Annotated in this window: 13 protein-coding genes; 2 read left to right on the forward strand and 11 right to left on the reverse strand. The window is 31.8% G+C overall.

The genetic code is table 11. From position 1 onward, the window contains the following. The first annotated feature begins 87 nt into the window (after window positions 1-87). On the forward strand, window positions 88-1,134 hold the full coding sequence (locus NH341_RS02245) for a cell wall metabolism sensor histidine kinase WalK (RefSeq protein ID WP_073182334.1): 1,047 nt from the start codon (window positions 88-90) through the stop codon (window positions 1,132-1,134). A gap of 39 nt (window positions 1,135-1,173) precedes the next feature. Here NH341_RS02245 and purD read toward each other — a convergent pair whose 3' ends face one another. From purD to rnpA, 4 genes are all read right to left on the reverse strand, one after another. After that, complete coding sequence (purD, locus tag NH341_RS02250) at window positions 1,174-2,448, reverse strand: phosphoribosylamine--glycine ligase (RefSeq protein WP_253055599.1); 1,275 nt, start codon at window positions 2,446-2,448, stop codon at window positions 1,174-1,176. A gap of 159 nt (window positions 2,449-2,607) precedes the next feature. Further along, complete coding sequence (locus NH341_RS02255) at window positions 2,608-4,287, reverse strand: hypothetical protein (RefSeq protein ID WP_253055600.1); 1,680 nt, start codon at window positions 4,285-4,287, stop codon at window positions 2,608-2,610. Window positions 4,288-4,327: 40 nt separating this feature from the next. Beyond that, window positions 4,328-5,956, reverse strand: a complete 1,629-nt coding sequence (locus NH341_RS02260; protein WP_253055602.1) for a S41 family peptidase — start codon at window positions 5,954-5,956, stop codon at window positions 4,328-4,330. Beyond that, window positions 5,946-6,365: a ribonuclease P protein component gene (rnpA, locus tag NH341_RS02265; protein ID WP_239178283.1), complete on the reverse strand. Its 420-nt coding sequence runs from the start codon at window positions 6,363-6,365 to the stop codon at window positions 5,946-5,948. Before rnpA ends, NH341_RS02260 begins: the two co-directional genes overlap by 11 nt. A 111-nt stretch (window positions 6,366-6,476) precedes the next feature. Between rnpA and NH341_RS02270 the strand changes: the two genes are divergently transcribed. After that, complete coding sequence (locus NH341_RS02270) at window positions 6,477-7,655, forward strand: acyl-CoA dehydrogenase family protein (RefSeq protein ID WP_159488652.1); 1,179 nt, start codon at window positions 6,477-6,479, stop codon at window positions 7,653-7,655. A gap of 84 nt (window positions 7,656-7,739) precedes the next feature. On the opposite strand, the gene NH341_RS15315 is transcribed toward NH341_RS02270, so the two are convergent. The 7 genes from NH341_RS15315 to NH341_RS02295 form a co-directional block, all read right to left on the reverse strand. Continuing rightward, window positions 7,740-7,874, reverse strand: a complete 135-nt coding sequence (locus NH341_RS15315; RefSeq protein ID WP_255724753.1) for a hypothetical protein — start codon at window positions 7,872-7,874, stop codon at window positions 7,740-7,742. Window positions 7,875-7,974: 100 nt separating this feature from the next. Further along, window positions 7,975-8,529 carry a pyridoxamine 5'-phosphate oxidase family protein gene (locus NH341_RS02275; protein WP_253055604.1) on the reverse strand — a complete coding sequence of 185 codons (555 nt, stop codon included), beginning with the start codon at window positions 8,527-8,529 and terminating at the stop codon, window positions 7,975-7,977. 12 nt (window positions 8,530-8,541) lie between these two features. Beyond that, window positions 8,542-10,026 carry a glycerol kinase GlpK gene (gene glpK, locus NH341_RS02280; protein WP_253055606.1) on the reverse strand — a complete coding sequence of 495 codons (1,485 nt, stop codon included), beginning with the start codon at window positions 10,024-10,026 and terminating at the stop codon, window positions 8,542-8,544. 710 nt (window positions 10,027-10,736) lie between these two features. Then, window positions 10,737-11,414 (reverse strand): response regulator, encoded by a 678-nt coding sequence (locus NH341_RS02285; RefSeq protein WP_073182329.1) that lies wholly within the window; start codon window positions 11,412-11,414, stop codon window positions 10,737-10,739. After that, window positions 11,383-13,245: a tetratricopeptide repeat protein gene (locus NH341_RS02290; protein WP_253055607.1), complete on the reverse strand. Its 1,863-nt coding sequence runs from the start codon at window positions 13,243-13,245 to the stop codon at window positions 11,383-11,385. Before NH341_RS02290 ends, NH341_RS02285 begins: the two co-directional genes overlap by 32 nt. Window positions 13,246-13,365: 120 nt before the next feature. Further along, complete coding sequence (locus tag NH341_RS15320; protein WP_256471455.1) at window positions 13,366-13,494, reverse strand: hypothetical protein; 129 nt, start codon at window positions 13,492-13,494, stop codon at window positions 13,366-13,368. A 232-nt stretch (window positions 13,495-13,726) separates the two neighbouring features. Beyond that, complete coding sequence (locus NH341_RS02295; RefSeq protein WP_253055608.1) at window positions 13,727-14,257, reverse strand: RNA methyltransferase; 531 nt, start codon at window positions 14,255-14,257, stop codon at window positions 13,727-13,729. Window positions 14,258-14,347 lie beyond the last annotated feature (90 nt).

Here is a 14,347-nt window from a genome sequence, read left to right on the forward strand (position 1 = left end):
GAAATGAGCTATAATAATTCTTGATATTATGCAAGATAACTATTAGCGAATTACATCTGATATTTAAAAACAATAGAAAATAAACAGATGAAAAAAATAAAAAAAACATATAACTACGCACTTTGGTCGGCTTTATACTCAACATTATTATCTATAATTATAGCAGTATTATCGTATTTATTTTTATTAAATAGCTTAGGAGTAATAACTATTGTAATTTTTGGTATTGCAATGTTTATCATCTCTTTTTTCGTAATTCAATATAGAGCAGAACACTTTATTTATCAACGAGTAAAAAAGATGTATGAAGATATCTCTATTTTAGATGTGAATGACTTAAAAAGAAATAAAGTAACTACAGATATAGAAGCGTTAACCAAAAGTGTACAAGAATATGTAGAAGGTAAGAGTGAAGAAATTGCTAGTTTAACACAACGAGATTCATTTCGTCGAGACTTCTTAGGTAATGTTGCTCATGAGTTAAAAACGCCACTTTTTACCGTACAAGGCTATATTTTAACCCTTATTGAAGGAGCTGCTGAAGACAAAGAAATTCTTGAAAAATATTTAGAAAGAGCTAATAAAGGAGTGGAAAGATTAACCTCAATTGTGAAAGATTTAGATATGATTGCTAAGTTAGAAACAGAGGGAATGAAAATGAATATGCAAACTTTTAACATTATTGAGCTAATTCAAAACGTATTTGACTTGTTTGAAATGAAAGCAAAAAAGAGAAATATTACATTGCGTTTTGATCGTGTGTATGACTTTCCGCATTTGGTAAAAGGTGATGTTGAGCGAATAGAACAAGTGTTAATTAACCTTGTTGTAAATTCTATTAAATATGGTAGAGTGGGAGGAATTACTACTGTAAGTGTTGAACCCTATAACCAGCATAAGCTTATCATTAAAATAAATGATAATGGTGAAGGAATAAAGCAAGAACACCTTTCACGTTTATTTGAGCGTTTTTATCGTGTAGATCAAAGCAGGTCTCGTGAACAAGGAGGGTCTGGATTAGGACTTTCTATTGTTAAGCATATTATTGAAGCACATAATGAAACAATTCTTTTAAAGAGTGTACATGGTCAAGGTTCTGAATTCTCGTTTACGCTAGAAAAAGCAATGAAATAAAAAAAGGAGTTGACTATCAACTCCTTTTTTTATTGTTATTTATTTTAAATCGAACCCAATATCTTTTCGATAATTCATTTTATCAAAAGTTATTTTATCAATGTTTTTGTATGATTTTTCTAAGGCTTCTTCCATAGAATCTCCAAAAGAAGTAATTGCCATAACACGTCCACCACTAGTAACTACTTTACCATCTTTTAAAGTAGTTCCTGCATGAAAAACAATAGAATCTTCCATAGTATTAAAACCTGTAATTTCTTTTCCTTTTTCGTAAGCTTCAGGATATCCACCAGAAACTAACATAACGGTAGTTGCTGTTTGTGGAGTAACCTCATATGATTTTTCTCCTAAAGTTTGCGTTGCAACTCCTTCAAATAAATCGACTAAATCTGATTGTATACGAGGTAATACTACTTCTGTTTCAGGATCTCCCATACGAACATTGTATTCAACAACAGATGGATTTCCATTATCATTCATCAATCCGATAAAAATAAATCCTCTGTAATCAATTCCGTCTTTTTGCAAACCGTCTATCGTTGGTTTAACGATTAATTCTTCCACTTTCGTTAGAAAATCATCCGTAGCAAAAGGAACAGGAGAAATAGCACCCATACCGCCTGTATTTAGCCCTGTATCGCCTTCTCCAATACGTTTGTAATCTTTAGCAGAAGGTAAAATTTTATAATTTTTTCCGTCAGTTAAAACGAAAACAGATAATTCTATTCCTTTTAAAAACTCTTCAATTACTACAGTTGATGAAGCGCTTCCAAATTTTTGATTGGAAAGCATTTCTTCTAATTCAGCTTTGGCTTCGTCTAAATTATTTAAGATTAAAACTCCTTTTCCAGCAGCTAATCCGTCTGCTTTTAATACATACGGAGCATCTAATGTTTCTAAGAATTTTTTTCCTTCAGCTAAAGTATCAGTAGTAAAAGATTGGTAGCGAGCTGTAGGAATGTTGTGTTTTTCCATAAACTGTTTCGAAAAATCTTTACTTCCTTCTAATAAAGCACCATCTTTTTTAGGTCCGATTACAGGAATGTTTTTTAACTCTTCATCTGCTAAGAAAAAGTCGTGAACTCCTTCTACTAAAGGTGCTTCAGGACCTACAACTACCATATTGATGTCGTGTTGTAAAACGGTTTCTTTTACCTGTGAAAAATCAGTTGGATTAATGGCTACATTTTTAGCAATTGCATCAGTTCCTGCATTACCAGGAGCTACAAAAAGGTTGTTTATTTTCGTGCTTTCTGAAAGTTTTTTAGCAAAGGCGTGTTCTCTACCGCCCGATCCTAAAATTAGAATATTCATTGTGTGTGTTGTTGTATTGTAAGTGCAAATATAAAATAAGAAAAAAGGCTATGAACAAAACCAGTCTTTAAAATTGCATAAAAAAGCTAAAAAGACATCATTTCAAGTGAAATGATGTCTTTTTACAGTATAATTAGGTTCTTGGTAGTCGTCCTACGACTAAAATATTTGTTCTAGTATCTTTTGTGTAATGGCATAAGTTGGTGTTACTCCACTCATTCCAAGACCTCCAGAAGCAAGTGTAGCACCAGTTTCTAGTGGGTTATCAGATGCATAATATGCGTAGCGTACTTTCACATTTTCTGAAATATTTCCTCTAATTTTCGAGGCAGATTGAATGGCTTTTTGGTAGTGTGCACCTTCCATTTCTAATCCAATTACATCCCAAGTTGAATCGTGGAAGAATCGTAGTAAATCTTTATTTTGTAATGAAGTTCCTAACACAGTAATCATTGCACCATCAAAAACGTGAACACCAAAACCTTCTAAATCTTCTTTTGATAATTCGTTTTTAAATGGATAGTTATCAGCAGTTCCCTCAAAAATATGTGAAGAAGGAATCATAATATCTCCTTTGCCACCTTCTAAAATACCTGCTTTTCCCATGATAGAAACAGATTGAACATCTAAATGAATTTTTTCTCCTTTTGTTTTATAAGGCTTTAACAATTCATCCATAGTTTCAAAAGCCTGTTCACCAAAGGCATAGTCCATCACAATAATTACAGGGTCTTTTCCAATAGAATTAACTTTGTTAAAAGAGTTCGTTTCAAAATTAATTTTTTGGGTATCAATTACCTGAACATTAATGTTAGTCCCAGATGTATCTTTGATATATATCAGTCCGTTTTCGGAAGCATAATTTTTAACGGTAGACTGTAAAGTACTGCTATTAGCATTACTCAATACTTCAAAAAGTTGAAAATCTTTATGTTTTTTAGCTTCTTTTGGTAAAGCATTTTGAGCGTAAATACTATTCATTACACTGTGCATGTTTGCACTAATGATATGAATAGGACGTTCTATTAACTCGTTGTCTAACAATACTTTTTTAATATTGTTAGCCCACATTTCTCCATAATAATGGTGTCCTATTTCTTGAGTTAGAACAGAACTGAATTTAATAGAACGTTTTTGGTCATACAGTGTTTCATTAATAGCTAATTTACCTAACCAGTAAATTAGATGGAAAAACCTGTTTGGGTTCTCTTTTGTTGAAAATGTGTTATAAGCATCATATACCTCATCGTAAGTTCTTCCTAAAATATTACCAAGATGTACAACAATTACATCTTTTTCTTCATCCGTAAGTGTTTTATTGTGTATTACAATATCTTCTAATAATAGCCATTCACGAATAAAGCTTTCTCCATTATTAAAAACTACACGGTCTTTAATTTTGTGAGATTCAATAAATAAAAAAGTTAAGTGTGTAAGAATATCGTAAATTTCTGAGCGTCCTCTAGTAATTTCAATATTCATTTGATCTTTATCAATGCGATAGCAATTTCTCCTTCTTTTAGGAGGAACGATAGCCTTAAATTTTGAGTTACGATATCCCTCATCTGCGGTTAAATATATAAACTGACATTCTTCAATTCCTTCAGGTAAGCGTTCAATAACGTATACCAGTCCGTTTAGTTCAGTTTTATTTTCTGCAATAGAACCATAAATTTCTGGACGTAAAGATAATAGTGATTTTCGTAAGGTTTCACCAGAAACACCCATTGGTTTGTAAAAACCGCGACTAAATAAGTGTCGCATTGAAATGTATAAACGCTCAATAGCATTTGTAGATTCTTGGGCTCTTGTACGTTCTTTTAGGATAGGTTTTGACATATGTTTTTAAAGTACAAATATACAAATTATGTTAAAGAAGCTATTTTTTTAAAATACTGCTATATTTTTTAGGATTATTTAGCAAGTTAACAGCATTTTTTATAGTTATATCATTTTTAAATAAATGCTTATACATTCCTTCTTTGTACGCATAACGCTCAATAATTTCATTTTCAATTTCTTTTGATAAAAGATCTTCATTTACCAAAACTTTAGCAACTTTAGCTGCTTTTAATTGTTGGATAATCGCGTTATATTCAGAAGTGATTTTTTTGTTGTTTTCTACTGATTCATATGCTTTTTGGAAAAGCTTTTCTTCTTTAGATACAAAAGCAGTGTCTTTACGAAGTAAATATTCTTTAAAGTTATTGAAATCAGAAGAAGAAAAAGTATAGTTTTCAGTAGATAAATTAGGATTTTGATATGTGAAATCTGTTACAAAATTGAATATTGCTCTTGATTTTAGTAAATCATCTGTTTCTTCTGTTTTTTTAGAAAACTCACTTGTTATATCTGGAGTTACCCCTCCACCATCATATACTTTTCGTCCGTTTTGAGTTGTGAACTCATTAAGAGTAGTAGCATCAGAAAACTTAGGAACTTTACCTGTTTTAGAATCTCTGTTGGCATAATCTAACTCTTGAATACAACGTCCACTAGGAGTGTAATATTTAGAAATTGTAATTTTCATTTGAGTTCCATAGCTTAAATCAAAGTAACGTTGTACCAACCCTTTCCCAAAAGAGCGCTCTCCCATAATTACTGCTCGGTCGTAGTCCTGCAAAGCACCCGAAACAATTTCAGACGCAGAAGCCGATCGACCATTAATTAAAACTACAATAGGAATTTCAGCATCTAAAGGCTCTCTATTTGTTTTATAAGTTCTACTGTTTTTTTTAGTTTTTCCACGAGTATCAACAACTTTCAACCCTTTGGGAATAAATAAATTGGTAATATTTACTGCATCAAATAAAGAGCCACCAGGATTGTACCTTAAGTCAAAAACCAATTTTTTCATCCCTCTTTTTTTAAGATCACTAAAAGCGTTGACAACGCTTTCGGTAGCTTTTTGACTGATAAATCGTGTTAAAACTATATATCCTGTTTCAGTGTCAATCATATCGTAAAAAGGAACAGGGTCTAAAACAACTTTGTCAAGTTTAACTGACACACTTTTTGTTTGACGGTTTCTTTCTACTTGTAAAGAAAGTTGTTTCCCTGGAACTCCTTTTAGCATTTGTGAAAATTGACTTCTTTCCAAAGCAGCTAATTCTTGTCCGTTTACATTGGTAATAATATCACCTGCTTTTAAGCCAGCTTTATCAGCCGAAAAACCTTTGTAAATTTCAGAAACCACAATTCCTTTTTTGGTGTAAAATGTAGAAATACCAATACCTCCATATTCACCTTCACGACGAATGCGTGCATCTTCAACATCTTGTTCGTTGTAAAAATTAGTATATGGATCTAAATTTTTAAGGGTGTTTTTTATCGCTTTGTCAGTTAAATCACCAGGGTTGATTTCATCAATATAATTAATGTTCAACTCTTTAAAAAGGTTGTTATAGATTTCTATTTGTTTAGCAATCTCAAAAAAACGAGATTGAAAAGAAAAGAAAAGGGAGATGACTATAAGTGAACCAAAAAAAAGGAGTTTTTTATTTTTCATCTTGAGTAACTTCTGTAATAAATTGTGTTAATAATTTCTTCATTTTATGCTCAATATCGGCATATTTCCATTCATCTCTTGCAAGATAAGAAATCATAAACACATACGGTTTATCTACAGTCTCATAAATAGTATGCTTTTCTTTACGGTAAGTTTCACGAAGTAATCGTTTAATACGATTTCTATCCACCGCTTTTTTAAAATTACGTTTAGGTACAGAAACTCCAACTTGTGCAGGAAACTTAGAGGTATGTTCGGTTTGTACATATACCATTCTTAGTGGAAAAACTTTTATCACTTTTCCCTCTTCATATAGTCTTCCTATGAGCTTTTTGCTTTTTAAGCGCTCCTCTTTTCCTAAAGTAAATCTCATTAGTACAAACATACGCAAACCTGCACGAATAACCATTTTTTTAAGTATTTTTGAAACAATTCTTTTAAGAAATCACATAAAATCAAACCGCGATTAATTTTACACTTCTCTTATACAATTAGTAAAAATTAATTTTAAAACATATTTATGAAGTCTGATTTATTTCAAGCGCCAGATTATTATCAAGTAGACGATTTATTAAATGATGAACATAAACTTGTTCGCGATACAGCTCGTGAATGGGTTAAGAAAAACTTGTCTCCAATTATAGAAGAATATGCACAACGTGCTGAGTTCCCAAAGGAATTAATTAACGGATTGGCAGAAGTGGGAGCTTTTGGATCTTATATTCCTGAAGAGTACGGAGGTGCTGGGTTAGACCAAATTTCTTACGGGTTAATTATGCAAGAGCTAGAAAGAGGTGATAGTGGAATTCGATCTACTGCTTCAGTACAGTCTTCTCTTGTTATGGGGCCTATTTATAACTACGGAACGGAAGCTCAACGACAAAAATATTTACCAAAATTAGCTTCTGGTGAATGGATGGGGAGTTTTGGGTTAACAGAACCTAATCATGGTAGTAACCCTGGAGGAATGGAAACTAAGTTTAAAGACATGGGAGACCATTACTTGTTAAATGGAGCAAAGATGTGGATTTCAAATGCACCAATTTGTGATGTAGCAGTTGTATGGGCAAAAAATGAAGAAGGACGTATTCATGGTTTGATAGTAGAACGTGGTATGGAAGGTTTTTCTACACCAGAAACTCACAACAAGTGGTCGTTAAGAGCCTCCATTACTGGGGAGTTAATTTTTGATAATGTAAAAGTTCCAAAAGAAAACTTATTACCTAATAAATCTGGGTTAGGAGCACCATTGTTGTGTCTTGATTCTGCACGTTATGGTATTGCTTGGGGTGCTATTGGTGCTGCGATGGATTGTTATGATACAGCGTTACGCTATGCGAAAGAACGTACACAATTTGGAAAACCAATAGGACAGTTTCAGTTACAACAAAAAAAGCTAGCGGAAATGATTACCGAAATTACCAAAGCACAGTTGTTAACATGGCGATTGGGAGTATTAAAAAATGAGGGTCGTGCAACATCTGCTCAAATATCTATGGCGAAACGAAACAATGTGGACATAGCATTAAAAATAGCACGTGAAGCAAGACAAGTGTTAGGTGCAATGGGTATTTCTGGAGAATACTCAATTATGAGACATGCAATGAATTTAGAAAGTGTAATAACCTACGAAGGAACGCACGATGTACATTTATTAATCACAGGATTGGATATCACAGGATTAAACGCATTCAAATAAAAAGAAGAAGAAGCACTCAAACGTTAAACCACTAACACATTATTAAAGAGTGCTTCTTCAATCAACTATTAAAACTAAATTTACCTACTCTTTCTTCTTGCCACCATTAACAAGAATTAAAAGAGCGGTTATTAAACCTATACAAACCAAACCGAAAATAACCATCATAATGGTTCCGTTTGTCCAAGATACCATTGGGATGTTCATCAATTGTACCATTTCTTCTTATACTTTACTGTCTCAAAAGTACAAGCATAGTTTAAGTAAAAACATGATTTTTATCAGGATTTTGAAAAAAGAAGATATTTTTTTAAATAATTTAAGAAGATGTTTCTTCTTTTAATAAAGAATCAAAGCCATCGATACTAGTTTGGTTTCTGTCATTCCAATATTGTTTAATTCCTTCTTCACCTTTTTCAATAGCCCAATCATTTAATTGATTTCGTTCTCCTTGGTATTCATAAAAAGGAATAGACATTCCACAAGAGGTTTGTACACTTTCAACAGACACAATAAATATTTGACGAGTACCCGGAAGATTAGGAAATAACTTGACATAATTTTCCCATTTATCATGAATTGGAAGAATTTCTTCTGCTCTTCCGTATAGTCTTAGTATGTTTGGAGCTCCTTCAAAAGCACAAAACATAATTGTTATTCGGTTATCAGCTAACAAATGTGCAGAGGTTTCGTTACCGCTTCCTGTAACACTTAACCAAGCTACTGTATTTTCGTTAAGTATCCTAAAGGTATCCATTCCTTTAGGAGAAAGATTAATTCGTCCTTCTTTTGCTGCTGTAGCAACAAAAAAGAGCTTTTGTGCTTCAATAAACTGTTGAATTCTAGTTGTTATTTTATCGTAAAACTTTGCCATGATTTTTATTTTTTAATCAATCCAATCTTTAGTACGTTCAACAGCTTTTTGCCAAGTACGGTATAATTTTTCTCTTTTTTGTTTAGAGAAAGAAGGAGTAAATGTTTTATCTATTTTTCTTTTGTTAACAATATCGTTTTGTTGCCAAAAACCAACACAGAATCCAGCCAAATAAGCAGCTCCCATTACGGTGGTCTCAATTTCTTCAGGACGCTCTACTGCTACATTTAAGATGTCTGCCTGAAATTGCATCAGTAAATTATTAGCACATGCTCCGCCATCTACTTTTAAAGAAGAGAGTTGAAGCATGCTATCTTTTTGCATAACATCTAAAATATCTTTGGTTTGATAAGCTAATGATTGTAATGTGGCTTTAATTAAGTGATTTTTTCCTGTATCACGAGTCAAACCAAAAACAGCACCTCTAGCGTACATATCCCAATACGGAGCGCCCAAGCCAGCAAAAGCAGGAACTACGTAAACAGGGTTTTCTTCGATAACTTCTTCAGCAAAAAGTTCACTTTCCTCTGCATTATTGATAATTTGTAGTCCATCTCGTAACCATTGAATTGCTGAACCAGCAACAAAAACACTTCCTTCAAGAGCGTAATACACTTTGTTGTTAATTCCCCAAGCAATTGTAGAAATTAAACCATTTTCAGAGTATTCTAAGTTTTTACCTGTGTTCATTAACATAAAACACCCTGTTCCGTAGGTGTTTTTTGCTTCTCCTTTTTTAAAACATGCTTGTCCAAATAAAGCAGATTGCTGATCTCCTGCTATTCCAGCAATTGGAATTTGAACTCCCTCTAATTCGTAGTTTCCAAAATGAAAAGATGAGGGTTTTACTTCAGGTAACATTGAAATTGGAATGTTTAGTTCTTTTACTAAAGTTTCATCCCAACACAAGTTTTTTATGTCGTATAGCATGGTACGTGAGGCATTACTATAGTCTGTTGCATGAACTTTTTTATTGGTTAAGTTCCATAAAAGCCAAGAATCAATAGTTCCAAATAACAAATTTCCTTTTTCAGCTTCTTTTTGAGCTCCCTTTACATGATTTAAGATCCAATGAATTTTAGTTGCAGAAAAATAACTGTCAATTACCAGTCCAGTAGTTTTACGCACATAGTTTTCGAGTCCAGTTTCTTTGAGTAACTCACAAGTATCAGCTGTTCTTTTATCTTGCCAAACAATAGCATTGTATATTGGTTTACCTGTGTTTTTATTCCAAACTACAGTTGTTTCACGCTGATTAGTAATACCTATTCCTGCTATTTGTGAAGGTGATATTTGAGCCTGCTCAATAGCTTGTTGTAAGGTTTTTAACTGAGTTTGTAAAATTTCATTAGCATCATGTTCTACCCAACCAGGTTGTGGAAATATTTGTTGAAACTCTTGTTGAGTTTTTGCTATAATCTTTTCCTCTTTATTAAGAATTACGGTACGACAACTAGTTGTTCCTTGGTCTAGAGCAATAATATATTTTTGAGTCATTTAGGCATAAAATGATTGAACGCCTAATTTACAATTTTAGTAATGGTAATAAAAAAAACCTTCTAGAATTTCTAGAAGGTTTACACGTTTAAGTTTGGTTAATTAACTTTTAGTGTCTTAGAGCATATCCAGCACCTTTACCGAATTCGGCTAGAACTGAAAGTAAAGTGTTAAAACCTCTGCTCATTTTACGTAATAGTAGTTTCCCCATTTTTAAAATGATTTAATTAATTCCCCTTTAATTAATTGTCATTAAATAATGAACATGTCAAATATATACTGATAATCAGGAGTATAAAAAGGGATTTCCGAAGTTAAAAGTGCAATTTTCCGAAATAGCATAAAAAAACCTTCTAGAATTTCTAGAAGGTTCATTATTCCCCTTAAATGTCTTTTTCCAATTAATCTTGAAAAGAAGATGTCACAAATGTAAAGAGAGATTAAAGGTTAAAAAAGGGTATTTCCGCAAAAAAATGTGTGGTTTTCCGCAAGAGAAAAAATAAGTCAATTTTACAATAGCATATTTTGGGGCGAGATAGATAGCATAAAAAAGCCTTTAAATATTTAAAGGCTTTTTTTACATTCTCTCTCTTTTCAAGATTCTTCCCAACAATGGTTTGAATTCCATTGCGAAATTACTGTTTAGTTGTAATTTGTAAAATGGGATAACCGCAAAAATAAATGTGTATTTCCGCAAAAAGAGGTTAAGCTTAATCTATAATTCCTAATTCTTTTGCTTTTAATACCAGGTCTGTATTATTATTGGCTTGTAAGTCTGTTCTTAGTTTAGATAGTTTGCTTTCTATGGATCTGACTTTTATTAATGATCCATCGTCCTTTTTAATTAAGCCTTCTAAGTTAGAAATTTTAGAATGTTTAGGTAGCTCTTTTAAAATTTGGATGGCAATATCATCCATTTGTATTTCAACTAAAGCCCTTTTTAAGAGTTTTTGGTGAATTTCATGCGTATAGTATATTTCACCTTTTAACATTTTTTGAATAGCAAAGGTTAGTTCATCTGTGCTACACTTTCCCTTTAAAATATAGGCAGAAGGGCTTAAATTATGTATAACATTAAAAATTCTGTTTGTTTCAGAGTGTCCTGTAATTACACCTACTTTAATAGGAATTGCTTCTTTAAGTATAGATTTTATAAAAGCTTCTCCTCCATCTAAAATAACATTTTTGTTTTGGTTGTCAAAGCTCAGGTCGGTAAAAACGATATGAAATGGATTTTCGCTTAAACTTGATTTTATTTTAGAAAAAGCTTCATCGCATGAATTAGCTGTTTCAATTTCTAAGTTATCTATATCTTTTAGATATGAAAGAATTCCTTCCAAAATCAATTGATGATCATCAACTAAAAGTATTTTTGTTTGTCCAGCCATTTAAGGGTATTTGAATACTGGTTTGGGTTCCTTTACCTACTTCACTATTAATAGTTAATTTACCATTTAACTCTTCAATGCGTTCTTGTAGGTTTTGTAAACCAATTCCTTTTTTATTAACGGTGGTATTAAAGCCAATACCATTATCAATAATACCCAAATGTACGTATTTTTTACGTACAGAAAAATTGATAGTTATTTTACTCGCTTTTGCGTGTTTTTTACAGTTCTGTATACTTTCGCGAATACTTAAGTAAAGTAAACGTTTAATAGAATTATTAATTGTCGTCCAATCGTAGTTTTGCAATCCATTCACTTTTATTTTAAAATCAGGTTCAAAATAATCACTCACTAAATTGATAATTTGATCTTTAAAAGGTACTTTATCAAAACTAACACTACTTAGTTGATGTGATAAATTTCGAACATTTTCTTTTACTGCATCTAATTTTTGAGCTTCCTCTAATAAGTTAGATTTCTCTAATTTATGATGAAGCAAACGCAAGTCGCCAGCAACTTCATCATGTAAAGATTTAGCTATTTGTTGGCGCTCATGTTCTCTTACTTGTATTTGTTGTAGTTGTGCTTGATATAATAACTTTCTTCTACGTTGAAAATAAAACATAACACTAAAACCAAAAAGTAAAAGACCAACTGCAGCAGCTAGCCACCCTATTGTTTTTTGTTGTTTATGATAAAGTATTTCTGCTTGCTTTTGTTGGTTTTCTGTTTTTAAAACTACATTTTCTTTTTCTTTCTTATCGGTTTCGTATCTAATTTTAGCAAACTGGTTTTTTAACCTGCGCTCGTTTTGAAACAAACTGTCATTTAAGGTAATGTATTCTTCTAAATACTGTTTTGATTCTTCTCCTTTTGTAAGTTCTGAAAGGTTTTTTAAAGCCTCTAACCAACGTTTATTGTTTTGGGTTTGTTGAGCGTATTTTAAAGCTTCATAGTTATGATATAAAGCTTTTTGGTTTTGGTCAAGATTTTTGTAATAATCAGCTAAATTTATGTGGGTAATACTTAGTTCATTGTTGCTTTTTAATTTTTCACGGGTATTAAGAACTTCATTGTATTGCTGTAATACGTTTTCTTTTTTACCTAACAAATCGTTACTTGCAGCTAAATTTTCTAATAAGAAAGCATATTGAGTAGGATGTTTTTCTTTGATGCTATCTTTAGACAATCCTTTATTGAAGTAAGTAATGGCTTTTTTATGCTGATTTTGCTTCTGATATAAAAGACCTATATTATTTGTTATATATAAATACCCTATGTCATTTTTATTTAATTTGTTGCTTTCGATGGCTTTAAAATAATAATTAAGAGCATCAGTGTTTTGGCCTAACTCTTCAGAAACGAGTCCTAAGTTGTTATAAACACTTTCCAAATAAAGGTTAGAGTTGATTGGTTCTAAGTATTGTAAGGCTTCTATAGAACTTATTTCACTACCTAAAAAATCTTTTGCTTGTCTTTGTAGGTTTGCTAAACTTAATAAGCGTCTTCCAACTGCCAAAGAATCATGTATCTTTTTAGATATATCTTTTGAAAGGTGGTAATAGTAAAAAGCGCTATCGTTCGTATAAGTAAGTTTATTTTCTAGGGCTTTAAAATGATAATACTTGGCAAGTAATATGGAATCTTTGGTCTCTTTGTACAAAGAATCAACTTGTGTCGTAATTGTTTTTAGTAGAGGGAGTTTTTTATCAAAAAAGGCTTGTCTTCCTATTTCTATTAAGGTATCTCTTCTATGCAAATAATCTTTGTTTTCTTGAGAAAAAAGAAAAGAGGAAATAGACAAAAGAATAAAAAAAATAAATATTTTCATTATCAGGGAGTTAAATAAAAACCATTACTTTCAAAAGTAATGGTTTTTATTTAAAATAACACTTAAACGATAGCTACTAAGTGTTATTTAATTATGGTAAAGTTAATCAAGCTTATAGTATTAATCTCCGCCTTGATTACCTCCGCCGCCACCTGTTTTATCAGTTTCATCAGTATCAGTAGTTACTGTTTCTTTATCCCCATCTGGGATTAAATTCATTACGGTTTCTTTTAAGTACTTGTTTTCCATATTAAATAGGGTTTTTAATTACAAAATAACTCTTGGGGATGGGGGTAATCAAGTGCCTAATATAGTAGGTTTTTAGGATAAATTCAAAAATTTAACACTCTACTTTAAAAGAATGATATTGTCATTACGAATCTTTCGACTGTCGCTAAAGACAGGCTAAAGTGAAGTAATCTTTGAATTATGAACTCTAATTAAGTAAATTACTTAGTTATTATTGTTGCTAATAATGATGTTACTTTTTCATTTTAGTAAACAAATCCCATAAAACCACACCACAACTCACAGAAATATTTAATGAGTGTTTGGTTCCTAATTGCGGAATTTCAATACAAACATCAGAAGCAGAAACAACCTTTTGTTGTACACCTTTTACTTCATTTCCAAACACTACTGCGTATTTTTGGTCAGTTTCAGGAGTAAAAGTATCTAACATTGTACTATTTTCTGCTTGTTCGATACTCAACACTTTTACGTTTTCAGCTTGTAATTTTTCAACTAAATCTATAGTGTTTTCAACATATTCCCATTCTACCGATTCAGTAGCACCCAAAGCAGTTTTGTGAATTTCTTTGTTAGGCGGTGTAGCAGTGATACCACACAAGTAAATTTTTTCAATTAAAAAAGCATCCGAAGTTCTAAAAACAGAACCTACGTTATTCAAACTACGAATATTATCCAATACTACAATGATGGGAGTTTTGTTAGTTTGCTTAAACTCTTCAACTGTTTTCCTGCCTAGTTCGCTGTTTTTTAATTTTCTCATAAAGTGGTTTTCAGGTTCAAAAGTTTAAAGTTGTGGATAACTTGAAACAAAAGAAACTCTAAACTTTTCTATCTTCGCAAAACTAACCCA

It is taken from the genome of Tenacibaculum sp. XPcli2-G (genome assembly GCF_024124505.1).
Classification (GTDB): domain Bacteria; phylum Bacteroidota; class Bacteroidia; order Flavobacteriales; family Flavobacteriaceae; genus Polaribacter; species Polaribacter mesophilus.